This window comes from Pseudomonas xionganensis, assembly GCF_009763245.1.
Taxonomy (GTDB): domain Bacteria; phylum Pseudomonadota; class Gammaproteobacteria; order Pseudomonadales; family Pseudomonadaceae; genus Aquipseudomonas; species Aquipseudomonas xionganensis.
On the sequence record NZ_WKJZ01000001.1, the window covers coordinates 1,019,704 to 1,045,177 of the forward strand.

A 25,474-nucleotide genomic window follows, 5' to 3' on the forward strand; every position below is an offset into this window, starting at 1 on the left:
GTAGGGTGGGCAACGCCGCAGGCTTGCCCACCATGGTGGATGGCTGCGGCCATCCACCCTACGTCGAGTGCGTGGTGCTTCATTGCCGCGCTCCCAGAAGGATGCGCCCGGACGAACAGGCGGCCTCGCCATTGCGGTAGGCGAAGTACAGCTTGCCGCGCTCGGCGTCGAAACGCAGGCTCAGCTGCAGGCGGTCGCCGGGGCGTACCAGTTGCTGGAATTTCAGCACTTCCATACCGCAGAAGCGCGGTGGCAGATCCTCGATCAGCTGGCGCGCCAGTTGCTGGGCCCAGTCCACCTGAACCACACCGGGCAGCACCGGGGTCTGCGGGAAGTGCCCGGTAAAGTGGGCCAGATCCAGCGGCACCTCCAGCTCCAGCTGCCATTCGCTGTTCTGCTCCACCGCCGACAGCGGCGCCACTGCGGTGGGGCGTGGCTCTGCCAGCAGGCGCTCCACCTCAGCCTGGGCCAGCTTGCCCTGGCTGTTGTAGGGCAGCTGGGCCAGCAGGCGCCAACGGCGCGGCAGGGCGATGGCTTCGCAATGCTCGCCCAGGTGGCGACGCAGGGTTTCGATCAGGGTCTTGCGCCCCTGGTTGCGCAGGGCATGCAGGCCGGCCGGGCTCGGGGCCAGCAGCGCGCCCAGATAGGCGCGGCCCTGCTGGATAACCCCCAGGCGCACATCGCTGACCCACTCATGGCTGAGTAGCGCCTGTTCCAGCATGGGCAGGGAAATACGCTTTTCTTCCAGCTTGATAATCCGGTCCAGGCGCCCGCGCAGGGCAAAGCGGCCATCGGCCTGCAGCTCCACCGCATCGGCGGTCTGTTCGCTATGCCCGGCCGGTAGGTAGGGCGAGGTCAGTTTCAGCGCGCCGCTGTCATCCTGGCCCAGTTCGATGCCGGCAAAGGGCGTCCACAGCTCGCCACCCTGGCGCCAGGCGATGCCGCCGGTTTCCGAGCTGCCGTAGATTTCCGTGGGCCACTGGCCGAGCAAGGCCTGCAGTTCGGCGGCGGTCTCGGCGGGCAGGGCTCCGCCGGAGGAAAAGACCTGGCGCACCGCCCGGAGTGCATTCCAGTCAAGGTTATCGCCCATTCTTTTTAATAAGGCTGGGCTGGCGACCCAGGCGAAATCCTTGCCACTGGCCAAGCTTTCCCGCTGTAGATCCTCGGGAAAGGGCTGGGCGCGGCGGGCAAAGACTCTGCCGGCGCACAGTGGCCAGAGCAGGCGAAACAGCAGGCCGTAGATATGCTGGGTGGCGACGCTGCCGAGGAGGGTCGCCTGGCCCAGTTGCTTGCCCCATAGCTGCTCCAGGGAAGTGATCTCGTTGCTCAGCTGGCGCAGGGACTTGTCGATCAGCTTGGCCTCGCCGCTGGAGCCCGAGGTGCACAGGGTCAGTTGGCAGTGGTCGAGATCCAGCGCCGCGCCAGCCAGGGGCAGGGCGTCAGCCAGATCCAGATCGGCCAGGCTATCCAGCCACAGGTCGCATTGGCCTGCCAGGCGCTGGCGGGTCTGGGGCTGGGCGTCGGCCGGCAGCAGCACGCTGACCCCGGCACGCCAGGCGCCCAGTAGGGCGATGGCCAGTTCGCCGGCATCTTCCAGATACAGGGCCAGGCGCTGGATGTTGCGCGCCTTGAGGGCACCCGCCAGGTGCAGGGCCTGTTGGCGCAGGGCGGCGTGATCCAGATCGGCGCACACGGCGCGACCGGGGTGGGCGTCCAGCAGCTGCCGCTCAAGGCTCAGCCAGGTCATGCATCTCTCCTTACACGCTGGCGCACCAGCCATTCGCCGGCAAACAGCAGGCCCATCAGGCCGTAGGCGATGAGCCCGGTATACAGGGTCCACCAGCTCAGCGGCGCCCAGAGATTCAGCGCCACCACCACCAGGCCGTTGAGCAGAAAGAAGCCGGCCCAGACCTGGGTCACGCTGCGGGTATAGCGCACCGCGCGCTCGGGCAGGTCCGGCTCGCTCAGGCGCGCCAGGCGCTCGATCAGCGGTGGGCCGAATTTCAGGCTGAGGCCGAACAGCGCCAGCAGCAGGGCATTGAGCAGCACCGGATACCAGCGCAGCAGCTCCGGGGTATCCGCCAGGCCCAGCAGCAGGCAGAAGGCCAGGGCGCTACCGGCCATCCAGCGGCTGCCGGGCTTGCTGGGCTGGGTCAGGGCGCGGGCCAGCCACAGGCTGCCGAGCAGCAGGGCGAACAGGCGCGGCGACAGGTGCTCCATGCCGTAGTACACGGCAAAGGGGTAGAGCAGCCCGGCCAGCAGCACGAGCAGGGCGAACAGGCGGCGCATTATTCGGCGGCGGGAGCGTTGACCAGCTGGAACACGGCCTCGACCACATCGCCGACGCTGCGCACCGCCTTGAATTCCTCGGCGGCCAGCTTCTTGCCGGTCTGGCGCTTGATATGGTCGATCAGGTCCACCGCATCGATGCTGTCGATTTCCAGGTCCTGATACAGATTGGCGTCCAGGGTGATGCGCTCGGCTTCCAGCTCGAACAGCTCGACCAGGGCGTCACGCAGGGTGTCGAAGATTTCTTCACGGGTTTGCATCGGCGCGGTTCCTCAGGCGGTCTGTTGCGATGACACGAATGCCGCCAGGCTGGCCACGTTGGCAAAGTGCTTGCGGGTGTCCTTGGCTTCGGCGTCGATCTTGATGCCGAAACGCTTCTGGATGGCCAGGCCGAGCTCCAGGGCGTCCACCGAATCCAGGCCCAGGCCCTCGCCGAACAGGGTCAGATCGGCGGCGATATCCTCGGCGGCCATGTCTTCCAGGCCCAGGGCCTCGATGATCAGGTGCTTAATCTCCAGCTGTAAATCGCTCATCTTTGGCGAGCTCCTTAATAAAGTGTTGGTGCAGATGGTCGTTGAGTTTACGCGAGGCAAGCGGCGCCGGGCCCAGGGCATTGAAGGCCTGCGGGTCGATATCCTCGCCCACGCGCAGGCGAAAGTGGAAACGACGCGACGGAATGCTGTACCAGGGCTCGGCCTTGGTCAGGGTGGTGGGGCTGACGCTGATCACCACCGGGGTGACGATACGCGCGCCGCGGATGGCGATGGCCGCCGCGCCGCGGTGAAAGTCCGGCGCCTGCCCCGGAGTGGTGCGGGTGCCTTCGGGGAAGACGATCAGGGTCTGGCCGCCCTGCAGGGCGCCGGCGGCTTCGTCGAGCATGTCCAGGCTGCCGCTGTTGCTGATATAGCCGGCGGCGCGAATCGGCCCGCGCATGCTCGGGTTGTCCCACAGGCTCTGTTTGACCACGCAATTGGCATCGCGAATAAAGGCGATCAGCACCACCACATCGATCAGCGAGGGGTGGTTGGCGATCACCAGTTGCCCCGGCTGGCCCAGGCGCTCGATGCCTTCCACCTCATAGGTCAGCACGCCCATGTGGTACATAAAGCGCACGAACTTGTAGAAGGTCCAGCTGACCACGGCGCGGGCCCGGCGGCGGTGCAGCAGGGCGTCGCCCGGCAGCAGGCTGAGCAGCGGGAACACCAGCACCCGCAGCAGTACGCCGCCGATGCCGAACAGGCTGAAGCTCAGGGCTGTAGCCAGCAGGCGCCAGGCATAGGGCGCGCTGTGCGGGCTCAGGCCCCGTTGCGAGACCATGTCCATTGGCGTTTCTTCCAGTGATGCTGAAGGTGGGGCTGGTCGCTGCACAGGGCGCGCACCAGATTGAGGGCGTGGGGCCATTCGCTGCGCGGGCCGCTGGCGCTGGCCAGTTGCAGCGTCCAGTCGCGGCCCGGGGTCAGCAGCAGGGCAACGGCGTAGGAGAACGGCACATCGTCAATAAAGGGCTGGTACAGCGCCGGCGGGCGCTCCTCGGCAATCACCAGCAGTACCGCCGGTGCACCTTCGGCGAGCAGGCCGCATGCCTCCAGCACGGCATGCTCCAGGCCGTCGCCTTCGGCGGCCAGGGCGGTCATTTCGCTGTGATCGCCGCGCTGGATCGACCACAGGCCGATAATCGCGTTATGTACCGAGAGGCTGAACTGGGTGGGCGACAGCGGCTCGCCACGGCCCAGGTCTTCGAGGATGGCCAGGGTGCGCGGGGTTTCCCCGTGACGGCTGGCAAACACCATGGGCATCGGCCCGTGGGCGTCGGCCAGGGGCCAGGCGACATGAAAGGCCATGCGCGCCAGGCGACTCAGACGGCGGCGCTGCATGGCGGGGAGAAAGCCGACATCCGGCTGCTGGCCCTGATCGTCCAGGCGCACGGGGGCCTGGTGCCAGGCGCACCAGTCAGCCGTGCTGTCCAGGCCAGGGGCCCAGGCACGCCATTGTTCGATCCTGAAGTCGGTCACGCGGAAGGCTCTTTCCGGCCCCGTAGGGGCGTCCATGTCGGCTGCGGCCAGACCCGGGCGGCCAGCAGGCGACCGTGGGTATGGCGAGGTGCCGGCATTATCCCGTCAAGGGCGGGGCTAGGCAAATCTTGTAACAATCTGCTCAAAGTCTGCTGCGCGTCGGCCCTGCTGCGTCAGAAGCAGGCTCGAAAGCCGCTTGTGGCTAACGCACTTCAGTACGGCCCCGAAGGGGCGAGCGAAGCGAGTAATGCTCATGTACAACTTTTACACTCCGCGCCTCGCCTGCTTTTTCCTTGCATGGCTCTAGCTCGCGAGCCTTTGAGCGGGTTGTAACAGAAGATTCTCCAGCTGTTTTGCCGCGCTTTTGCCGAAAATCTCCCTCTTGTCATGCAGTTTGCATAGAATCCACAACCACTTCGGGGCTTATTTGGGTTAGGGGGATTGTTCCATGCGGCGCGTGATCTTCAATCAGAAGGGCGGGGTGGGTAAGTCCAGCATCGCCTGCAACCTGGCAGCAGTCAGTGCCTCCCAGGGCTATCGCACCCTGCTGGTGGACCTGGACACCCAGGCCAACTCCACCCACTACCTCACCGGCCTGGCCGGCGACGATATTCCCATGGGTATCGCCGAGTTCTTCAAGAACACCCTGAGCAGTGGCCCTTTCGGGAAAAAGGGCAGCGTAGATATCTACGAAACCCCCTTCGACAACCTGCATGTGGTCACCGCCACTGCCGAACTGGCCGATCTGCAGCCCAAGCTTGAGCAGAAGCACAAGATCAACAAGCTGCGCAAACTGCTGGAAGAGCTGAGCGAGGATTACGAGCGGATCTATCTGGATACCCCGCCGGCCCTGAATTTCTACACGGTTTCCGCATTGATCGCCGCTGATCGCGTGCTGATTCCCTTCGATTGCGACAGCTTCTCCCGTCAGGCCCTGTATGGCCTGCTACGCGAGATCGAGGAGTTGCGCGAGGACCACAACGAAGGTCTGGAAGTTGAAGGCATTGTGGTCAACCAGTTCCAGCCGCGCGCCACCCTGCCCCAGCAGCTGCTCGATGAACTGATTGCCGAGGGGCTGCCGGTGTTGCCGGTCAACCTGATGAGTTCGGTGAAGATGCGCGAGTCGCACCAGGCCTGCATGCCGCTGATCCATCTGGATCGCAGCCACAAGCTGACCCAGCAGTTTGTCGAATTGCATGATTTGCTGAATAACGCCTGAGCACGGCGATACCGAATAACAAAAAAGCTGCCGAGGCAGCTTTTTTGTTGGCTGACATCTAGGTCTTAGCGCACCACGAACACATCGCAGGGCGCGCGGTGCAGGAAGTGCTGCGCCAGGCTGCCGAGCAGGGCCTGGGAGAAGGCACTGCGGCCATGGCTACCGAGCACCAGCAGTTCGATATTGTCGGCCCGCAGCTTGGTTTGCAGGCTGTTGAGAATACCGCCCTGCTGGATCGAGTGGCTGAGGCTCGGGCCTGCGCTGGGCAGGTTCTGCTGCTCATCCTTGATCAGCTGATCGATCAGCGCCGTTTGCGTGGCCAGCTGCGCCTCCACCTGCTTGGCGGTGCCCTTGTCCGGCACGAACACGTGCAGGGCGTGCAGGTTGGCCTCGGCCGGCAGCAAGCGGTAGGCATGGCCCAGGGCACTGCAGGCGCAGAGGGAGAAGTCGATGGCCGACAGGGCCCGCTGATAAGGCTTGTTGTCGTTGCGCGCCACCAGCAGCAGGGGTACCGGGCAGTTGCGGGCGATGCGATCCAGGCTGGTGCCGGAGAAGAAGTCATGGCGCTGGTGATGGGCGCCCAGTACCAGCAGGTCGCAGCCCAGTTCGTCGAGTACCTGCAGCACCACTTCCGAGGGCTTCTGCCCGCTGCGCACCAGCAACTCCGTGCCGCTGGGAGCGTACTGGGTCAGGCTGCGATCCAGAGCCTTGCGCGCCTGCTCATGTTCCTGACCGCTTTTGCTTGGATCGAGTACATGCAGCATGGTCAGCTTGGCGTTGTGTTGTTTGGCCAGCTGGGTGGCGCGGCACAGGGCAATGTCGGCGGTGTCGCGCAGATCGTGGGCGATCAGGATGTGACTGGGCATGGTCGGCATTCTCCTGCCGATACATGTCGGCAAATTTATTGTGACTCCGAGTCATAGCTGGAGAATTGATCCAGCGCAAGGTCGGGTGTCAGCGTGCGCGTAATTGGTACAACCCGTGGCTCTCGGCCACTACTTCACCACTGTCATCGGTCAGCTGCAACTGTAAAACATACTCCGCTTTGCCCTGTTCTGTGACCTGTTTTTGCAAGCGGAGAACTTCATCTGCATCCAGGCGTGCCTCGACCCGAATATCGCCAGTGGCCGGGCGGCGAAAGCGCAGGTTCATCTCCTTGATGATGGGGTAGAAGCGCTGGGCGTCGAAGCTGGTGAGGAACAGCGCGCCACCGGGGATTTCCGCCAGAGTGAACAGGGCGCCGGCGTACATGCTGCCGATATGGTTCTGATTGCCGGCCAGCGGCATGCACAGGCGCACATGGCCGGGCTCCAGCAACTCGGCCTTGAGGCCACTGCGTTTGACGAAAGCGATCTGCTCTTCGGTGAGCTGGCGAATCAATTCGGCGGGCATCGGCATTGTCTGGCTCCGGGGCATGGGATCAAGCCAGCCTAAAGATTAGCCCGGCCTCGGGTAATGACCGCGGTGCCCCGTGCCGATTGACCGATTCGCTCAGATGCCCTGCTGACGTAGCCAGCCCAGTAGCTGGGGGAGGGGCAGGGCGCCGCTTTGCCGGGCCACCTCGACGCCGCCCCTGAGCAGGATCAGGCTGGGAATCGAGCGGATGCCCATTTCCCCTGCCAGTTGCGGGTTGGCTTCGCTGTCCAGCTTGGCCAGGCGACAGCGGCCCTGTAGGTGGGCCGCAGCCTGTTCATAGATGGGCGCGAAGCTGCGGCAGGGGCCGCACCAACTGGCCCAGACGTCGATCAGCAGCGGCAGGTCGCCACGGTTCTGTGCGTCGAAGCTGGCCTGGGTCAGCTCGAAGGGCGTGCTGGGCAGCACTTCGGCCTTGCAGCGGCCGCAGCGCGGGCTGTCCTGCAGACGTGCGGCGGGGATGCGGTTGAGGCCGTTGCAGTGGGGGCAGGGAATCAGCAGAGGGTCGGTCATGGGCGGCTCCAGAAGGGGTAATCCCTATCTGGAGCCGTTTTAGCCTTAAATCAAGGGTGATTAGAAGGCCGTTTCTAACGCAGTATTGCCCACGCAGGTAGTTTTTCAGCGGCCTTTCAGCCCTTGGCGGCATCCAGGGCCTGTGCCAGGTCGGCAAGGATATCCTCGCTATGCTCGATGCCGATGGACAGGCGGATCATATCCCGCGGCACGCCGGCCTTTTCCAGTTCCTCGTCATTGAGCTGGCGGTGGGTCGTCGAGGCCGGGTGGCAGGCCAGGGACTTGGCGTCGCCGATATTGACCAGGCGCACCACCAGCTTGAGCGCGTCGATAAAGCGCGCCCCGGCTTCCTGCCCGCCGACAATGCCGAAGGAAAGGATCGAGGCCGGCTTGCCGGCGCAGTAACGCTGTGCCAGTTCATGCTCGGGGTGATCCGGCAGGCCGGCGTATTTCACCCAGGCCACCTGGGGATGATTCTGCAGGTAGTGGGCCACCTTGAGGGCGTTCTCGCAGTGGCGCTCCATACGCAGGGCCAGGGTTTCCAGTCCCTGCAGAATCAAGAAGGCATTAAAGGGCGAAATTGCCGCACCCATATTGCGCAGCGGCACCACCCGGCAGCGGCCGATAAAGGCCGCCGGGCCGAAGGCCTCGGTGTAGGTCACGCCGTGGTAGGACTGGTCAGGGGTGTTGAGCAGGGCGAAGCGCTGCTTGTGCTGGGCCCAGGGAAATTGCCCGGAGTCGACCACGATGCCGCCGATGCTGGTGCCGTGGCCGCCCATATATTTGGTCAGCGAGTGCACCACGATATCGGCGCCGTGCTCGAAGGGCCGGCAGAGCATCGGCGTGGCCACGGTGTTGTCGACGATCAGCGGCACACCATGACGGTGGGCCGCGTCGGCCAGGGCCTTGAGGTCGATGATATTGCCGGCCGGGTTGCCGATGGATTCGCAGAACACGGCCTTGGTCTTGTCGTCGATCAGGGCTTCCAGGGCGGCAATGTCGTCATGGGCGGCGAAGCGCACCTCGATGCCCTGGCGCGGCAGGGTATGGGCGAACAGGTTGTAGGTGCCGCCATACAGCTTGGCCACCGAGACGATATTGTCGCCCACCTCGGCGATGGTCTGGATCGCATAGGTGATGGCCGCCATGCCCGATGCCACGGCCAGGGCACCGACACCGCCTTCCAGGGCCGCCACGCGCTTTTCCAGCACGTCGGTAGTGGGGTTCATGATCCGCGTATAGATATTGCCGGCCACCTTGAGGTCGAACAGGTCGGCGCCGTGCTGGGTGTCATCGAAGGCGTAGGAGGTGGTCTGGTAGATCGGTACCGCCACCGCCTTGGTGGTCGGGTCGGGGCTGTAACCGGCGTGGATGGCCAGGGTTTCCAGTTTCATGCGGCGTTCCTTCAGGCAGGTGGAAAGACACGCAGCATGGAGAAAACCGCAAGGCCCGGTCAATGCGCTGGAGCAATGAAACAGGCCTTGAGTTAGATCGATATGTTCGCAGCTTATGTCGTCAAATCGGTGTCAGCGGGAAGAACCAGGGGATGACAAAGCTGGCCACTACCCAGAGCAGCAGGTTGAGTGGAATGCCCACCTTCATGAAATCGGTAAAGCGGTAGCCGCCGGCGTTATAGACGAAGGTGTTGGTCTGATAGCCGATGGGCGTGGCGAAGCTGGCGCTGGCGGCGAACATCACCGCCACCACAAAGGCGCGCGGATCGACGCCCAGGTGTTGGGCCACGCCGATGGCGATGGGGGTGACCAGCACCGCCACGGCGTTGTTCGACAGCATCTCGGTAAGGATCGAGGTGAACAGGTAGATAAAGCTCAGCATCAGCAGCGGCCCGGCCCAGGGCAGCCAGCCCATCACGTTCTGCACCAGCAGGCTGACCAGGCCGACCTTGTCCATGGCGATGCTGATGGCCAGCATGCCGAAGATCAGGCTGAGAATTTTCCAGTCCACCGCCTTGTAGGCATCCTCCACATCCAGGCAGCGGGTGGCCAGTACGGTGACCGCGCCGATAATCGCCAGGCCCTCGATGGGCATCAGGCCGAAGGCGGCCAGCAGCATCACCGCCAGGGTGGCGATGATTGCAATCGGTGCCTTGTCGCGGCGGAAGGCGCGCTCCTGTACGGCGTTGAGGCTGATCAGCTCGCCGTTGTCGGCAAAACGCTTGATCTGCGCGGGGGTGCCTTCCACCAGCATCACGTCGCCGAACTGCAGTTCGAAGTCATCCAGGTTGCCCTGGATATTCTCGTCCTGGCGGTGCACGGCGAGCACGGCGATGCCATAGCGCGCGGTCAGGTCGAGGTCGCGCATGGGTCGGTGGCTGTAGCGCGAGTTGCGCCCGACTATGGCCTCGGCCAGCACCACGTCATGGCTGCTGATGGTCTCGAAGGCGTCGCTGCGGTTGAACACCAGATGGCCGCTTTCGCGCAGCTCCACCACATTCTTGACCTGGCCATGCAGCACCAGGCGGTCGCCGCTGCTGAGCAGGGTGTCGGCGCCGGGCTCGGTCAGCTCGGCATCCTCGCGAAACAGCTTGAGCACCTGCAGGCCGCTGCCGCCATTGAGGTTGGCCTCGTGCAGGGTCTTGCCGATTACCGGTGAGTCGTGGGGCACCAGCAGCTCGGTCATAAAGGTGCGGTCCAGATCAGGACGCAGCTGTTTGGACAGGGTTTCGCGGTTGGGCAGCAGGTGGCGGCCGATGGTCAGCAGGTAGAGCATGCCGACGCTGGCGAGGATCAGCCCGGCGCCGGTGATCTCGAAGATGCCGAAGGGCGCCAGGCCGGCCTTGCGCGCCACGCCGTCGACCAGGATGTTGGTCGAGGTGCCGATCATGGTCAGGGTGCCACCGAGGATGGTGGCGTAGGACAGCGGGATCAGCAGCTTGGACGGCAGGGTGCCGGCGCGTCGCGCCAGGGCGATGGCCACCGGGGTGAGGATGGCCACCACCGGGGTGTTGTTCAGACAGGCGGAAATCACCAGGGCGGTGAGGGTCAGGCCGGTGAGCACGCGGATCGGGCTGGTGCCGACCAGGTCACCCAGCCAGTTGCCCAGGGCGTCGATGCAGCCGGTGCGCTCCAGGGCGGCGGACAGCACGAACATGCAGGCGATGGTCACCGGCGCCGAGTTGCTCAGCACGCTGAGCACTTCGCCTGGGGTCAGCAACTGGCTGACCAGCAGCGCCGCCACGGCAATCGCCGCGACTATGTCCGGGCTCCACTTCTCGCGCACGAAGGCGTACAGCACCCAGATCAGCAGGGCGGCGACGAACAGCAGGGGAAGGGGCAGGGTGTCCCAGAACATAAAGCGCCTTGGCCAACGAATCTCGTTAAAGCGGTTGGTGCGCCGTCGAGGCGGGCACGCAAGGCGAAGAAGATAAGGCTTGCTGCTTAGATAGTCTAAGAATGTTTGAGAAGGTTTATATGCTTTTTCGATTTAATAGATAAGGCCCGGACTTTCCTAGTCCAGGGCCTGCACCTGTAGACGTTCATCGGGCTCGAAACGCTGCTCGATCAGTTGGGCAATGGCCTGTTGTTGATCCTGGGGGCTCAGGCCGGACTGGCGAATGCTGTCCCGTTCCTGCTCGAAACGGCTCAGGCGTTGCTCCCACTGGGCCTGGCGCTGGTCCAGTTCGGCCAGGGCCTGGGCGGCCTCGGCACCCAGGGCCTGGGCGCGCAGCTGGAACAGCTCCGCGGCGCTGGCGCCCTGCTGCTTCAGCTGCTCGGCCTGTTCGAACACCTGGGTTTCGCGCATGGCCTGCTCCCGGGCCTGGCGCATGGGCTCGGGCAGTTGCTGCTCCAGGCTGTCGATGGCCTGCTGGCGCTGGCTGTCGTCCAGCGCCGGATTCTGCGCCAGTTGCAATTGCTCCAGCATAAAGGCGTCGTAGGCGTCCTGCTCCTGGAAGAACAGCGAGTATTCGGCGCTGGAAAAGTGCTGCTGGCGCAGGGCCTGCACCTGCTGCTGGCGCAGGGTTATGGCATCCAGTGCATAGTGCCCCTGGCTATCCAGAATGGCCGGCAGGCTGTGCAGATCACCCAGGGCAATCTTGAAGTCCAGGTAGCGGCGCAGCAGGTCACGGGCCTGCTCCAGGGCCTGGCCCTGCAGTTGTGCGGCCAGATCCTGGCTGATGCGATTAAGGCTGACCTCCAGGGGCTCCTCGCTGAGGGCCGAGAGGTAGAAATCGAACAGGTGCGGGATATCGGCGCTCAGACGCAGGTTGCCCTGCTCGTCGCTGCTCAGGCGTACACCGTGCTGGGTGCCCCGCAGGGAGCGCGGCAGGGGTGGCAGGGCCGGCAGACTGTGGATGCTCTGCTGCTGAATCTGCAGGTTGGTCTGGCGCGCCTGCTGGGGCTCGCTGGGCGTGACGCTGGAGATGAGCGCTGTGGTGTCGGCAGGCGCGCTCTGCTCGGGTAAGAGCAACACGACGGCGAGGCTGCCGCCCAGGCAGAGGGCGACGAGCAGTAACAGATGGCGGGTCTTGATCACGAGTGCTATGGCCTATGGCAGTTGACGATGCAGAGGTCGTGGCCCTGGTGCGCATGGCGCACCCTACAAAAATGCCGCTGCCCAGGCAGGCCTGGGCAGCGGTTTTTCAGCAATCTATCAGAGGCCGACGTTTTTCAGGCGCGTGGCATGGTTGCGGAACAGGGTCTTGGGATTGGTTTCAAACCAGGACACCAGGCCGAACACCTGATTGTTGATATCCAGGTGGTTCATAAAGTAGCGATCGTTGATCACCTGGCCAAAGTGGTTGGCGCAAACCCCGGTGACCCCGTCGTTACCCGGCTCACCCTGGCCGATAAAGGCCAGGCTGGTGATGCCGAACAGGGCATCGGAGGGATCGAGTACATGGGTCAGCGGGCCATTGCCGCCCCAGGAGTACAGGCGAATGCTGTGGCCGTTGATGCTGACGCTGCTCGGGCCGACGCCGCACTTGCTGCTTGGCAGGCCGCGGGGAAACTTGCTGTTGAAGGCCGCGGCACCGGGTTTGGTGAACTCGCTGAGCATGGCGTTGATATTCGACTGGCTGGCCGAGTTGCCGGAGAGGATGTTCACCAGATTGCCCACGGCATTGGCGAATACCGCAAAGCTCACGCCCTGCAGGGTGCCTGCTGGGGCGATACCGGTGGTGATGTCGGCCAGGGGCGAGCCGGTATGCGGGGTGGCCATGGTGGTCACCGAAGCCACCAGGTCAGGGCGGGTGTTCATCACATAGCGCGAGGTCATGCCGCCCTGGCTGTGGGCCATCAGGTTGAACTTCTTGATGGTACCGTTGGAGGCGGCCTTGTAGCTGTCGAGTTGCTTGATCAGCTGCTTGCCGCGTTCGGTGGAGCTTTCAAAGGCATTGATCTTGGGGATAAAGACCCTCACCCCCTGGGACTGCAGGGTGGCCGGGATCTGGTACCAGTAGTCGATCATGGCAATGTTGTCGAAGGCGAAGATGCCGGGCACCAGTACCACCGGGTGTTTGGTGGTGGCGTTGCTGGCCGCTGAGAAGCTCAGCAGCAGGCCGCTCAGAAGCGCGAGTAGTGAGTGTTTCATGGGTGTCCTCATTATTGTTATCGGTAATGGGACCCTGCATGACAACCACTGCGATCCCTGTAGCAGGCCGTTGAAAAACTACCTGCGTTGCCATCGCGGCGTTAAAAACAGGCTCACAGCCAACGGCTGAACGTGCTTTAGCACGGCCCCGAAGGGGTGAGCGAAGCGAATCAAGTGCTCATTTACCACTCGTAAACTGCGCTTTTTCGCCTGTTTTTGCCTTGCGCTGGCTGCCTCGCCGACATTTTGCAACAGCCAGCAGGCGCGATGATTCTAGGGGGGAGGGCTTGTGGCGTAACTCCCCCGGATGGGTGGCTCAGGACGAGCAGCTGATTTCCAGATGCTTGCCCCATTCCGGCGGGCGCTGGGCGTAGCGCTCGAAGCCCGGCTGCTCGTCGAAGGGCCGTGCCAGCACCTGGTGCAGCTCGCGCACCGGGCCGTAGTCGCCGGCTTCGGCCGCCTCGATCACCTGCTGGGCCAGGTAGTTGCGCAGGATGTATTTGGGGTTGGCGGCGTGCATGCGGGCGCGTCGATCGTCCTGTGAGCCGGCTTCGGCCGCTGTGCGCTGAAGGTAGTCGCTGGCCCAGGCATCGAAGCCGGCCAGGTCGACGAAGTCCTCGCGCAGGCGCGCCAGAGCCTGCGCGGGGGCACTGTCACCCAGTTCGCGGAAGAACAGCGTGTAATCCACCGCGCTGCCCTGCATCAGCTGCAGCAGGCACTGCACCAGGGCCTCGTCACGGTCATCGGCGCTGTGCAGGCCCAGGCGCTTGCGCATCAGGTCCAGGTAGTGGGCCTGGTACAGCGGCAGAAACAGATCGAGGCTTTCCCGCAAGGCCTGTGGTTCGATCAGCGGCGTCAGCGCCTGGGCCAGGGCGGCCAGGTTCCAGTGGGCGATGGGCACCTGATTGCTGAAGCTGTAGCGGCCCGTATCGTCGGAGTGGTTGCAGATATGCCGGGCGTCGAAGTCGTCGAGAAAGGCGTAGGGGCCGAAGTCGAAGGTGATGCCGAGGATCGACATATTGTCGGTGTTCATCACGCCGTGGCAGAAACCGTAGGCCTGCCAGTAAGCGATCATCCCGGCGGTACGTTCCAGTACCTCACGAAACAGCGCCAGATAGGGCTGCGCCTGGTCTCGGCACTCAGGGTAGTGGCAGTCCAGCACATGCTCGGCCAGTTGCCTGAGCTGTTCGTGCTGCTGGGTGTAATAGAAATACTCGAAATGGCCGAAGCGCACATGGCTCTGGGCCAGGCGCAGAACCATGGCCGCCGTTTCCCGCTGTTCGCGCCACACCGGGGTGCTGGACGCAGTGACGCACAGTGCCCGCGAACTGGGGATGCCCAGGGCATCCAGGTGTTCGCTGGCGAGAAACTCGCGAATGGATGAGCGCAGCACCGCGCGGCCGTCGCCCATGCGCGAATAGGGCGTCTGCCCGGCGCCTTTGAGGTGCAGGTCCCAGTACTGGCCGGCCTGGTTGACCACCTCGCCCAGTAGCAGGCCGCGGCCGTCGCCCAGGCGTGGGGTATAGCCGCCGAACTGATGCCCGGCATAGACCATGGCGCGGGGCTCGGCTTCGCCCCACAGCTTGTGGCCGGCGAACAGCTGGGCGAACACTTCGCTGTCGGCTTCGCTCGGGGCCAGGTCGAGCAGGGCCATGGCGGCCGGGCTGGCCAGCACCAGGCGTGGCTCGGCAATGGGCTCGGGCAATACGGGGCTGGAGAAGGCTTCACCCAGGCGGGCAAAGCGGTTATCGAAGGTCAGCTCGGTTAGGGTTTTCAAGGGCGGCTCCTGCAATTCCGAGCATTTTGCTCGGAATTGCAGGGCGTGGGAAGGCTCGTGGGCGCCAGCGTCAGGCCACGCCACCGGGCGCGGGTGGGTTGGACTCGCTGGCGGCCGCCGCGGCCGCAGCCTGAATGATCACACCATGCTCCAGTTGCTGTTCGGCCTGCTGCAGGTTCTTCACATAGACGTCCACCTGGCGGAAGGCGATTTCGATGCCGTGCTCACGGAACATGCAATCGATGGCGCGGTTGATCTCATCGGTGGCGGCATTGCGGTCGGCCAGTTCGCGCACATGCACGCGCAGTTCGTGATCCAGGGTGCTTTCGCCAAAGGTCAGGAAGAACACCAGCGGTGCCGGATCGCGCAATACCCTTGGGTTGTCCTGGGCCGCCTGCAGGAGCAGTTTGCGCACCTGTTCAAGATCGGAGCCGTAGGCCACGCCAATGCGCAGGGTGACCCGGGTAATGGTGTCGTTGAGTGACCAGTTGATCAGCTGGTCGGTGACGAAGGTCTTGTTCGGGACGATGATTTCCTTGCGGTCGAAATCGGTGATGGTGGTGGCGCGGATGCGGATCTTGCTCACCGTGCCGGACAGGTTGCCGATGGTGACCACGTCGCCAATACGCACCGGGCGCTCGAACAGGATGATCAGGCCGGAGATGAAATTGGCGAAGATTTCCTGCAGGCCAAATCCCAGGCCCACCGATAGGGCCGCCACCAGCCACTGCAGCTTGTCCCAGCTGACGCCCAGGGTGGACAGGGTGACCACGAAGCCGATGGCCACCAGCAGGTAGGAGAGCAGGGTGGTGGTGGCGTAGGCGCTGCCCTGGGCCAGTTTCAGGCGCGACAGCACCAGCACTTCGAGCAGGCCCGGCAGGTTGCGCGCCAGGGCCACGGTGATGCCGACGATAATCAGGGCGCCGAGCACATCGCTGAGGCTGATGGGCACCAGGCTGGCCGTCTCGCCCGTGCCGCTGCTGTATTCGTAGAGGGTGATGTTGTCCAGATAGGCGAACACCGAGATCAGATCGGCCCAGACCCAGTACAGACCGAGCAGGAAGGTGCCGAGCAGGATCAGCCGAATCAGGCGCAGGGACTGCTGGTTGACCTGCTCGATATCCAGGGTGGGTTCTTCCACCGTGGACTCATTGCCGTCGGCACCTTCCTTGCTCTGCGCCTGGCGCTTGCTCAGGGCGCGCTGGTAGGCCAGGCGTCGGGCCGCCACGGCCAGGCCGCGGACAAAGGTGGCCTCGACGATCAGCCAGATAGCCAGCAGATAGAGCGTCTTGATCAGCTGGTCGCTGAGCTTGAGGGCGGTGTAGTAGTAACCGAAGGCCATGGCCAGGATCAGGGCCAGGGGCAGCAGCATAAACAGCAGGCCGAGCAGCTTGCGCAGTGCCGAGGCGTGTTCACGGGCCGGGCCACTGAGCAGCAGGCGGTTAAGCAGCCAGGCCATCAGGGCGAAACAGATCAGCACCACGCTGATGCCGATCACGTCCTCGGCCAGGCTGGAGGGCTGATGCTCGGCGATGCTGACCACCGCCACCAGAGCCATGACCACCAGGCCAAGGCGGCGTATCTGTTTATGCAGGAAGGCCACCTGATCCTGCTGCCAGCGAAAATGCAGCTCGGCCACCCCTCCGGCGGCGAGGATGCGATAGAGGGTGTAGAACACCAGCCAGGCCTGGGCCATCTGGAAGAAGGCATCGGCCATATAGAGATTCTGCCCACGGGCATCCATCTGCAGGGCGAAACCACAGAGCGCCAGGAACAGGGTGCCGGGCAGCGCCAGCAGCAGGTTGAGCAGGATCGCCATGGGGGTGTGCAGCTGGCTGTCACGCTTGAAGTGGCCAATATCCTGATGCAGCTCGCCGAGCTTGCGGTACAGATAGCCGCGCCGCCACAGCAGCACGGCAATCAGCAGCAGCAGGGGCAAAAACAGCAGCGGTCGCTCGGTCAGGCCGGCGCCCAGCTGGCGCAGGGTCGCGCCCCAGGGCATCTCGGTGAGCTGGCGTTCGAGCATGCGCGGTGCGGCCTTGAACCAGTCCAGATCCAGCGGTTTGTTGCTGGGGATCCAGAACATCTGCTCGTCCAGGGTGGCACGCAGCGTCTGGGCGGTGCTTTGCAACTGCTTCTGGTTGAGCTGCAGGGTGATCGACTCATTGAGCAGGGCATTGAGCTCGCGGTTGAGGCGGTCGATCAGCTCGCGGCGGGTGTTGACCAGTTCCAGCAGGGCGGTGCGGGTCTGCGCGCTGGGGGTGTCGCTGGCCTGCTCGGCCAGCAATTGCTCAACATAGGTCTCGGCGTTGCTGATGGCGTCACGTTGCTGGTTGAGCTCGAACTGATACAGGCGCAGGTCGGCGATCTGGTCGGCCAGATTGCTGTCGATTTGCAGGGTCGGCAGGGTCTGTTTCTGCTGATAGAGAATGCGTGACAGCAATAGGCTGCCTTGCAGCACACTGATTTGCTCATCCAGGGCCTGGTCGGCCTGGCTCAGGCTGTCGAGTTTCTGTTTGGTCTCCAGGTTCTGCCGGGTCAGGACATTGAGGCGGTCGGTGGCACGCAACAAATAGTCGGACAGCTTAAGATTGAGGGTGCTTTCGCTGGCCAGCAGGCTGTCGGAACCGAGCTTCTGTGCTTCCAGGGACTGCTCTTCCAGGGTCTTTTCCGAGGAGGCGCGGCGCTTGTCATTGATCAGGGTCTGCAATTCCAGCAGCTCCTGTTCGATCCGTTTGATCCGCTCCTCGAACAGGCTGCGGCGGCTGTTGCCCAGGTCCTGCAGCAGGCTGTTGCCGGCCAGTTCCTGGCGGCGCAACTGAGTCTGGGCACCGAGTTTGAGCAGTTCGGCATTGAGCAGGTCGCGACGTTCCAGGCTCAGGGGCTTGTTCGCCTCACGGCCGCTCTTGAGGATATTGCGAATTTCCTGGCTGCGCGTCTGGTTGCTGCTGATTTCGGCCTGGGCCCGTTCGGGGCGGGTCTGGGCGGTGATGATCAGGCTGTTGGCGGCGATGATCTGGCGCTGCCACTCGCCCAGCTGGTTGTTGCGCTCGGCCAGCAACTGCTCAAGCTGAGGCAGGGAGTTGTTGCCATAGCGCTGGGCAATTGGCGCGACAGCGCTGGCCTTGAGCCGTTCGACATCGCGCTGGGCCTCGCCGATCAGGCGCGGCGCCTGTTCCAGCTGTTTTTGCAATTCCAGTTGGCGTTGCTGGCTGTCCTCGGCTTCGCGGAGAAACGCCAGGGTGCGTTCCAGGGTCTGCTTGAGCGCCAGCTGTTCGGCCTCCGGCAGCTGGCGTTCGCTCAGGTTATCCAGGCTCTGTTGCACAGCGGCCGCTGTAGGCGCCTGCTCGGCCTGGCTCAGGGGGCTGGCCAGGCACAGGCCGAGCAGGATCAGGGGCAGAAGACGACGAAGGGGATAGGGCATGGTGGCCTTTATGCAGCTCGTGAAGAAAAGTGTGCTGAGTTTAGAGGAAGAGTCCCGGGCCGGGACGCGCGCCTTCGGGGAATTTGACCCCCACCTTGCGGATCTTGTTGCCGTCCATGGCCGCGACCGTCCAGGTCAGGCCCTGCCATTCGACCTGATCGCCGATCACCGGTTCACCGCCGATCTTGTGGGCGATAAAGCGGCCCAGATGCAGTTGGCCTTCGGCACCTTCCAGTTGCAGGCCGTAGAGGGCCGCCACGGCGCTGAGCTGGGCGTCGCCTTCCAGCACGAAGTCGCCGAAGAAGCGCAGGTCCTGGCCGCGCTTGGGCGCCTGGCTGAACAGTTTGCCGAGGGCCGGCAGATCCTGCTCGTGGCCAACCACACAGAGCAGGTCGCCGGCTTCCAGGCGGGTGCTGCCGGAGGGGTGGAGCAGTTCCTTGCCGCGAAACAGCGCGGCGATACGGGTGCCTTCGGGCATCTTCAGCTCGCGCAGGGCGGCGCCGATGCACCATTTTTCCGCGCCCAGGCGGTAGATAAACAGTTCCCACTGGCTGGTCGGGTGCACATCCAGGCCGGCCCGCGAGACCGGCGCCGGCTCCGGCGGTACGGTGACGCGCAGCAGCTTGGCCGCCCAGGGCAGGCTGGTGCCCTGCAGCAGCAACGACACCAGCACGATAAAGAAGGCCAGGTTGAAGAACAGCTGGGCATTTTCCAGCCCGGCCATCAGCGGGAATACCGCCAGGATGATCGGCACCGCGCCGCGCAGGCCGACCCAGGCGATAAAGCCGCGTTCACGGTCATGGAAGGCGCGAAACGGCAGCAAGCCGATAAACACCGACAGCGGCCGGGCGAACAGGATCATCCACAGTGCCAGGCCCAGAGCCGGCAGGGCGATGGGCAGCAGCTCGTGGGGGGTGACCAGCAGGCCGAGGACCAGGAACATGCCGATCTGCGCCAGCCAGGCCAGGCCGTCGAGCATATGCAGGATGCCGTGGCGCGAGCGGATCGGTTTGTAGCCCAGCAGCAGGCCGCACAGGTAGATGGCCAGGATGCCGCTGCCGCCCACCGCGTTGGTGATGGCGAAGATGATCAGGCCACCGCTGACCACCAGCAGCGGGTATAGCCCACCGGGCAGCTCCATGCGGTTGACCAGGTTGAGCAGCAGCCAGCCACCGCCCAGGCCAAACAGGGCGCCGATGCCGAACTGCAACAGCAGTTGCAGCAGCAGCCCCCAGCTCAGGCCATCCTGACCGCTGGCGAGCATGGCAATCAGTGTGACGGTGAGGAACACCGCCATCGGGTCGTTGCTACCGGACTCGATCTCCAGGGTGGCACTGACCCGCTCGTTCAGGCCGCGCCCGCCGAGCAGGGAAAACACCGCGGCGGCATCGGTGGAACCGACGATGGCGCCGATCAGCAGACCTTCCATCCAGCTCAGCTCGAACAGCCAGGCGGCCGCCACGCCCGTCAGTCCGGCGGTGATCAGCACCCCCACCGTGGCCAGGGACAGGGACGGCCATAGCGCCACGCGAAAACTCGCGACCCGGGTGCGCATGCCGCCGTCGAGGAGAATGATGGCCAGGGCCAGGTTGCCCACCAGATAGGCCAGGGGGTAGTTGTCGAAGACGATGCCGCCGGGGCCGTCGGTGCCGGCCAGCATGCCCACGGCGAGGAATATCACCAGAATGGGGATGCCGAAACGCGAGCCAAAGGCACTGACCAGAATGCTCATGGCCACCAGCATGGCTCCGATCAGGAACAGGTTGTTGATGGTGGTGGCGTCCAACGGGGGCTCCAGGCAGGGGCGCGCTTGTGGGCGGGCGCATGCTCTGGATTCTAACCGTTGCGCTGGAAGGCCTGTCAAAAAAACGCCCCGCACAGGGCGGGGCGCAGTGACGGTGGGTGAGGCGAAAGCGTTAGAACCAGTCGCCCTGCATGCTTAGACAGGTATCGTCGCGGGCTTCGAGGATGGCCAGGTCGTGGTGGCAGCTTGGAACTTCCCAGGTCAGGAAGTAGCGGGCGGCCTGCAGCTTGCCCCTGTAGAAATCCATATCTGCGGCCACAGCCCGGGCCAGCCCTTCTTCGGCGCGAATCGCCTGCTCCAGCCAGCGCCAGCCGATCACCGTATGGCCGAACACCTTGAGGTACAGCGCCGAGTTGGCCAGGCCCTGATTGACCTTGCCGGCCATCAGATCGCCGAGCAGGGCCAGGGTCACCGCCTGCAGGCGTGCCAGCAGTTGTTCCAGGGGCTGACGCAGGGCGCTGAGCGACTCGTATTCGCTGGCGCGCTGGCAGGTGCCGTGGATCAGCTTGAGCAGTTGCTTGAGCGCCGCGCCGCCATTCATCGACACCTTGCGCCCGAGCAGGTCGAGGGACTGGATACCGTGGGTGCCCTCGTGGATGGGGTTCAGGCGGTTGTCGCGATAGTACTGCTCCACCGGGTATTCGCGGGTGTAGCCGTGGCCACCGAGGATCTGGATGGCCAGCTCGTTGGCCTTGAGGCAGAACTCCGACGGCCAGGACTTGACGATGGGGGTGAGCAGATCCAGCAGCTCCAGGGCACTCTGGCGCTCCTCGGCGGTCGCCAGGGTCTGGGTGTCGTCGAACAGGCGGGCAGCGTACAGGCCCAGATCGAAGGCCCCTTCCACGTAGGCCTTCTGGGTCAGCAGCATGCGCCGTACATCGGTGTGTTCGATGATCGCCACCTGCGGGCTGGTCGGGTCCTTGCCATCGGGCTGGCGGCCCTGGGGGCGATTGCGCGCGTAGTCCAGGGAATACAGGTAGCCGGCATAGCCGAGCATGATGGCGCCCATGCCGACGCCGATGCGCGCCTCGTTCATCATCTGGAACATATAGGCCAGGCCATGGTGCGGCTTGCCCACCAGATAGCCGACACAATCGTCGTTATCGCCGAAGTTCAGTGCGGTGGAGGTGGTGCCGCGCCAGCCCATCTTGTGGAACAGGCCGGCCAGTAGGGCGTCGTTGCGCTTGCCCAGGCTGCCATCGTCGTTGACCAGAAACTTGGGCACGATAAACAGGCTGATGCCCTTCACGCCGGGCGGTGCGTCCGGCAGCTTGGCCAGCACCATGTGCACGATGTTCTCCGAGATCGGCTGGTCGCCGCCGGAGATAAAGATCTTGTTGCCCTTGATCCGGTAGCTGCCGTCGGCATGGGGTTCGGCTTTTGTACGGATATCCGACAGCGAGGAGCCGGCATGGGGCTCGGTCAGGGCCATGGTGCCGAAGAAGCGGCCGTCGATGATCGGTTGCAGGTATTTGCGCTTCTGCTCGTCATTGCCGAAGGCTTCGATCAGGTTGGCCACGCCCATGGTCAGCATCGAATAGGAGCTGGTGGCGATATTGGCCGACTGGAAGTGGGCGAAGCAGGCCTGGGACAGCAGGTTGGGCAACTGCATGCCGCCATGCTCGAAGTCGCGGGTGGCGTTGAGAAAGCCCGCTTCATGGAAGGCGCGCAGGGCCGGCTCGACCTCGGGGATCAGCACCGCGGCACCATCCACATACTGTGGCTCGTGCTCGTCGTTCTTGCGGTTATGCGGGGCGAAGAGGTTTTCCGCGATACTGCGGGCGGTGCCGATGGCGGCATCGAAGGTTTCGCGGTTGTGCTCGGCAAAGCGCTCGCGCTGGGTCAGGGCTTCGGCATCCAGCACCTCGTAGAGCTCGAAGGCCAGGTTGCGGGAACTGAGCAGGGACTCGGACATGGGGATACCTCCGGTGGCAATGCAGCGAGTCTAAGCAGGCACGGAGGCAGCTCCCAGCACTATCAATTAGCGTGATAACCGGCCGTTGGCTGTAGGGTGGATGGCGCTTTATCCATCCACCCGATCGCACTGGTGGATGAAAAATACGTCATCCACCCTACGAGATTGTGCGGTACGGTCGCGCTTAGTGGCTAAAGCCCTGAGCCAGCTCGCGGGTCAGCTCACTGGCGCCGATGGCCTTGCAGCCGCTGGCATTCTGCCCGGCCCAGAGCGGTGAGAAGTCGCCGCTGCCCTGGCTTTCCGCCGCGCTGCGCAGGGGGGCAATGGCGGATGTGGCCAGGGGAAAGGCCGGTGCCAGCGGCGTGATCGGCCCCAGTTCGCGCATCAGCCGGTTGACGATGCCGCGGGCCGGGCGACCGCTAAACAGGTTGGTCAGGGCCGTATGCTGCGCCGCCGGGCTGTGCAGGGCGGCGCGGTGCACGGCGCTGGTGCTGGCCTCATCGCAGCACAGGTAGGCGGTGCCGATCTGCACTCCGGCGGCGCCCAGGGCCATGGCCGCGCGCACCCCGGCGGCATCGGCGATGCCTCCGGCGGCGATCACCGGCACGCTCACGGCCTGAACCAGTTGGGGCAGCAGGGCGAAGGTGCCGAGCTGGCGGCTCAGATCCATATCGAGAAAGTGCCCGCGATGGCCGCCGGCCTCCAGGCCCTGGGCGATAATTGCGTCGGCGCCATGGGCTTCGAGCCAGAGGGCCTCCTCCACCGTGGTGGCCGAGCTGAGTACCTTCGCCCCGCAGGCCTTGACCCGCGCCAGCAGCGCAGCCTCGGGCAGGCCGAAATGAAAGCTGACCACGGCCGGGCGAAACTCATCGAGCAGGTCGGCCAGCTCGGCGCTAAAGGGCTGGCGGCCGGGGCCCGTGGCGATACTGGCCGGGTCGATGCCCAGTTCGGCGTAGTAAGGGCCTAGAGCCTCACGCCAGGCGGCTTCCTGCTGCGTCTGAGGGGCTGGCGGGGTGTGGCAGAAGAAGTTGAGGTTAAAGGGCTTGCAGGTTTTCTCGGTGAGCGCGGTGAGTTCGCGGCGCAGTCCGGCGGCATCGAGCATGGCGCAGGGCAAGGAACCGAGGGCGCCGCTATTGCTGACCGCAGCGGCCAGGCGGTGATCCTGTACCCCGGCCATGGGGGCCTGGATCAGGGGCAATTCGATACCCAGTAGTGCTGACAGTGACATGCCGTTCTCCTTGGCCAGATGGGACTGCGCCACCCTACTGATCCATTTGGCGCAAGGCAAATGCCGCCACTCTGTGGCCCTGTTAAACTGCCGGGCCACAGGAGCCCGCCCGATGAACTACCGTCACGCCTTCCACGCCGGCAACCATGCCGATGCGTTGAAACACTATGTCCTCAGCCGCCTGATCGGCCTGCTGTCACGCAAGGAGGCGCCCTTCGCCTACCTCGACAGCCATGCCGGTGTTGGTCTGTATGACCTGCAGGGTGACCAGGCCAGTCGCACCGGCGAGTACCTGGAGGGTATCGCCCGTCTGTGGCAGGCCACGGATGTGCCGGATGCCCTGCAGGACTATCTGGAAGTGGTGCGGGCCATGAACCCCGAGGGCGAGCTGCGTCACTACCCTGGCTCGCCCGAGCTGGCACGGCTGCTGACCCGCGAGCAGGACCGTCTGCACCTGAACGAGAAGCACCCGGAAGACGGTCGTCTGCTCAAGGAAAACATGCATGGCGATCGCCGCGTGGCGGTGCATCTGGGCGAAGGCTGGTATGTGCCGCGGGCCCTGCTGCCGACCCGGGAGAAGCGCGCGCTGCTGCTGATCGACCCACCTTTCGAGAAAAGCGATGAAATGGAACGCTGTGCCCAGTCCCTGAGCGAGGCCATTGCACGCATGCGCCAGGCGGTGGTGGCGATCTGGTACCCGATCAAGGACCTGCGTCAGCTCAAGCGCTTCTACAGCGACCTGCAAAAGAGCAAGGCGCCCAAGCTGCTGCGAGTGGAACTCTATGTGCACCCCACCGATGAAGCGGCGCGGCTCAATGGTTCCGGCCTGGTGATCAGCAACCCGCCCTGGGGGCTGGAAGATGAACTCAGGCAGACCCTGCCCTGGCTGGCCCAGTTGCTGGGTCAGAGCCAGGGTGGCTGGCGGTTGGACTGGCTGATCGAGGAAAACAGCGGGGCCTAGCCAGGGCTGTGTGTGCTGCCATAGCTGGCCTAGGTTTGTAGGGTGCGCCGCGCGCACCCGCTGGTGGGCTAATGGCCGGTGCGCACGGCGCACCCTGCTCGCGGCTAACGGCGCCCCTGGCCCGGCTCGACAAAATAGCTCAGCTGCTGGCGCGGGCTCAGGTATTCCAGGGTTTCCAGGGGCAGCTGACTGGGGCGCAGGCACTTGTCGATACTCAGCTGCGCTTCCTGCTCCAGGTCGACAATCAGTGCCTCCTGCTTGGGCACCGCCGCGTCATGCACGATCAGCGTGGGTTTCAGCGGCTGGTTGGGATTCATGCCCAGCACCAGACCGTAACGCTGGTCACTGAGCTGCACCAGGCTGCCCGGCGGGTAGACCCCCATGACCCGGATAAAGGCCTTGAGCGCCACCGCATCGAAACGCGCGCTCTGTTGCTTGAACAGCAGCGCCAGGGCTTCGTGGGGATTGAGGGCGTCCTTGGGGTTGAGCGGGTTGCACAGGTTGTCGAAGGCATTGACCAGGCACACCAGGCGACTTAGCCGGCCAATGGCCGCTTCGCTCAGGCCGCGCGGGTAGCCGCTGCCGTCGCAGTGTTCGTGGTGCTCGTGGATGATGCGCAGCACCTCGTCATCGAGCATCAGCTTCTGCCCCATGCGCAGGCCGAATTCGCAATGCAGTTGCAGCAGTTGCTGCTCGGGGCGGGTCAGCGGCTCGCTTTTCAGCAGCACCTTGCTAGGGACTTCCAGCTTGCCGATATCGTGCAGCAGCGCACCCAGGCCCAGGGTGTGGCAGGCCTCGCTGTCCAGGCCCAGCTGACGCCCCAGCAGGAGGCTCAGCACGGTGACGTTGAGGGCGTGGTAATAGCTGTCTTCGGCGGCCTTGCTGTTGATGCTGTGCAGCACCACACCGCTGTCACCGAGAAGGGTTTCGACCATGGCGCCGACGATTTCGCCGGCCTGCTTGATGGCGTCTTCCGGGCGGCTGCGCAGGGTCTGGTTGAGCGTCTTGACCTGCTGGCTGGCCTGGATGAACTTGCGGTCCACCTCGGCCAGGCGCTTGCGCAGGGCCTTGAGTTTTTCCGCCCGGGCCTGGCGCGCCTGTTCCTGTGGACTGGGCGCCGCGGGGGTGGGCGCTTCTGGCGCGCTGGCCGGTGCCGGTTCGGCCAGTGGGGCACAGTCACTGCGTGCCGGGTCATAGCGCAGGCGCTGCAATCCCAGTGCACGCAGCGCCTTGATCTGCGCCTCATCCTTGATCTTGAAGTTGTTGAAGGCGAAGTTGTGCTCCCACCAGGCCAGTTCCAGCTGGATATACAGGCCGACGCAGAGCTGGTCGGGCGAGATATAGGTGGGCGTTGCGGGCATGTCGACTC

21 protein-coding genes are annotated in these 25,474 nt (G+C 64.4%); 2 read left to right on the forward strand and 19 right to left on the reverse strand.

The window, feature by feature from the left end:
• Positions 1–79 precede the first annotated feature (79 nt).
• From GJV18_RS04655 to GJV18_RS04680, 6 genes are read right to left on the reverse strand one after another with little or no spacing between them, the layout of a single operon-like run.
• Positions 80–1,747, reverse strand: coding sequence for an acyl-CoA synthetase family protein (locus GJV18_RS04655; RefSeq protein ID WP_160343540.1), 1,668 nt, complete (start codon positions 1,745–1,747; stop codon positions 80–82).
• Positions 1,744–2,289 carry a COG4648 family protein gene (locus GJV18_RS04660; protein ID WP_160343541.1) on the reverse strand — a complete coding sequence of 182 codons (546 nt, stop codon included), beginning with the start codon at positions 2,287–2,289 and terminating at the stop codon, positions 1,744–1,746. Before GJV18_RS04660 ends, GJV18_RS04655 begins: the two co-directional genes overlap by 4 nt.
• On the reverse strand, positions 2,289–2,549 hold the full coding sequence (locus tag GJV18_RS04665) for an acyl carrier protein (protein WP_160343542.1): 261 nt from the start codon (positions 2,547–2,549) through the stop codon (positions 2,289–2,291). The genes GJV18_RS04660 and GJV18_RS04665 overlap by 1 nt, the downstream gene beginning before the upstream one ends.
• Before the next feature lie 12 nt (positions 2,550–2,561).
• On the reverse strand, positions 2,562–2,822 hold the full coding sequence (locus GJV18_RS04670) for a phosphopantetheine-binding protein (RefSeq protein WP_160343543.1): 261 nt from the start codon (positions 2,820–2,822) through the stop codon (positions 2,562–2,564).
• A complete protein-coding gene (locus GJV18_RS04675) occupies positions 2,797–3,612 on the reverse strand; it encodes a lysophospholipid acyltransferase family protein (protein WP_178113414.1) in 816 nt (271 codons plus the stop codon). The genes GJV18_RS04670 and GJV18_RS04675 overlap by 26 nt, the downstream gene beginning before the upstream one ends.
• On the reverse strand, positions 3,585–4,337 hold the full coding sequence (locus GJV18_RS04680) for a beta-ketoacyl synthase chain length factor (protein WP_160343544.1): 753 nt from the start codon (positions 4,335–4,337) through the stop codon (positions 3,585–3,587). The genes GJV18_RS04675 and GJV18_RS04680 overlap by 28 nt, the downstream gene beginning before the upstream one ends.
• 412 nt (positions 4,338–4,749) lie before the next feature.
• Here GJV18_RS04680 and GJV18_RS04685 point away from each other — a divergent pair, with 412 nt between their 5' ends.
• Positions 4,750–5,520, forward strand: coding sequence for a ParA family protein (locus tag GJV18_RS04685; RefSeq protein WP_160343545.1), 771 nt, complete (start codon positions 4,750–4,752; stop codon positions 5,518–5,520).
• A 65-nt stretch (positions 5,521–5,585) separates the two neighbouring features.
• Here the strand turns inward: GJV18_RS04685 and GJV18_RS04690 are convergent, their stop codons facing one another.
• The 12 genes from GJV18_RS04690 to GJV18_RS04745 form a co-directional block, all read right to left on the reverse strand.
• Positions 5,586–6,386: a universal stress protein gene (locus GJV18_RS04690; protein WP_160343546.1), complete on the reverse strand. Its 801-nt coding sequence runs from the start codon at positions 6,384–6,386 to the stop codon at positions 5,586–5,588.
• Positions 6,387–6,474: 88 nt separating this feature from the next.
• Positions 6,475–6,918, reverse strand: coding sequence for a YiiD C-terminal domain-containing protein (locus GJV18_RS04695; protein WP_160343547.1), 444 nt, complete (start codon positions 6,916–6,918; stop codon positions 6,475–6,477).
• 93 nt (positions 6,919–7,011) lie between these two features.
• The gene (gene trxC, locus GJV18_RS04700; RefSeq protein WP_160343548.1) at positions 7,012–7,446 is read right to left on the reverse strand and encodes a thioredoxin TrxC; all 435 of its coding nucleotides are present in this window, start codon (positions 7,444–7,446) and stop codon (positions 7,012–7,014) included.
• Positions 7,447–7,562: 116 nt separating this feature from the next.
• Positions 7,563–8,840 carry a bifunctional O-acetylhomoserine aminocarboxypropyltransferase/cysteine synthase gene (locus tag GJV18_RS04705; RefSeq protein ID WP_160343549.1) on the reverse strand — a complete coding sequence of 426 codons (1,278 nt, stop codon included), beginning with the start codon at positions 8,838–8,840 and terminating at the stop codon, positions 7,563–7,565.
• Between the two features lie 121 nt (positions 8,841–8,961).
• Entirely contained in the window at positions 8,962–10,758 is a 1,797-nt protein-coding gene (locus tag GJV18_RS04710; protein WP_160343550.1) for an SLC13 family permease, read from the reverse strand.
• 156 nt (positions 10,759–10,914) lie between these two features.
• Positions 10,915–11,940 (reverse strand): lipase secretion chaperone, encoded by a 1,026-nt coding sequence (locus GJV18_RS04715; protein WP_160343551.1) that lies wholly within the window; start codon positions 11,938–11,940, stop codon positions 10,915–10,917.
• Between the two features lie 117 nt (positions 11,941–12,057).
• Entirely contained in the window at positions 12,058–12,996 is a 939-nt protein-coding gene (locus GJV18_RS04720) for an esterase/lipase family protein (RefSeq protein ID WP_160343552.1), read from the reverse strand.
• 316 nt (positions 12,997–13,312) lie between these two features.
• Entirely contained in the window at positions 13,313–14,773 is a 1,461-nt protein-coding gene (gene selO, locus GJV18_RS04725; RefSeq protein WP_160343553.1) for a protein adenylyltransferase SelO, read from the reverse strand.
• Between the two features lie 70 nt (positions 14,774–14,843).
• On the reverse strand, positions 14,844–18,197 hold the full coding sequence (gene mscK / locus GJV18_RS04730) for a mechanosensitive channel MscK (RefSeq protein ID WP_160343554.1): 3,354 nt from the start codon (positions 18,195–18,197) through the stop codon (positions 14,844–14,846).
• A gap of 40 nt (positions 18,198–18,237) precedes the next feature.
• Complete coding sequence (locus GJV18_RS04735) at positions 18,238–19,983, reverse strand: potassium/proton antiporter (protein ID WP_160343555.1); 1,746 nt, start codon at positions 19,981–19,983, stop codon at positions 18,238–18,240.
• Positions 19,984–20,113: 130 nt separating this feature from the next.
• Positions 20,114–21,916, reverse strand: a complete 1,803-nt coding sequence (locus GJV18_RS04740) for an acyl-CoA dehydrogenase (RefSeq protein WP_160343556.1) — start codon at positions 21,914–21,916, stop codon at positions 20,114–20,116.
• A 184-nt stretch (positions 21,917–22,100) separates the two neighbouring features.
• Entirely contained in the window at positions 22,101–23,144 is a 1,044-nt protein-coding gene (locus GJV18_RS04745) for an NAD(P)H-dependent flavin oxidoreductase (protein ID WP_160343557.1), read from the reverse strand.
• A gap of 112 nt (positions 23,145–23,256) precedes the next feature.
• On the opposite strand from GJV18_RS04745, the gene GJV18_RS04750 reads away from it, so the two are divergent.
• Positions 23,257–24,105, forward strand: coding sequence for a 23S rRNA (adenine(2030)-N(6))-methyltransferase RlmJ (locus GJV18_RS04750; protein ID WP_160343558.1), 849 nt, complete (start codon positions 23,257–23,259; stop codon positions 24,103–24,105).
• Positions 24,106–24,209: 104 nt separating this feature from the next.
• On the opposite strand, the gene GJV18_RS04755 is transcribed toward GJV18_RS04750, so the two are convergent.
• Complete coding sequence (locus GJV18_RS04755; RefSeq protein WP_160343559.1) at positions 24,210–25,466, reverse strand: HD-GYP domain-containing protein; 1,257 nt, start codon at positions 25,464–25,466, stop codon at positions 24,210–24,212.
• Positions 25,467–25,474: the final 8 nt, after the last annotated feature.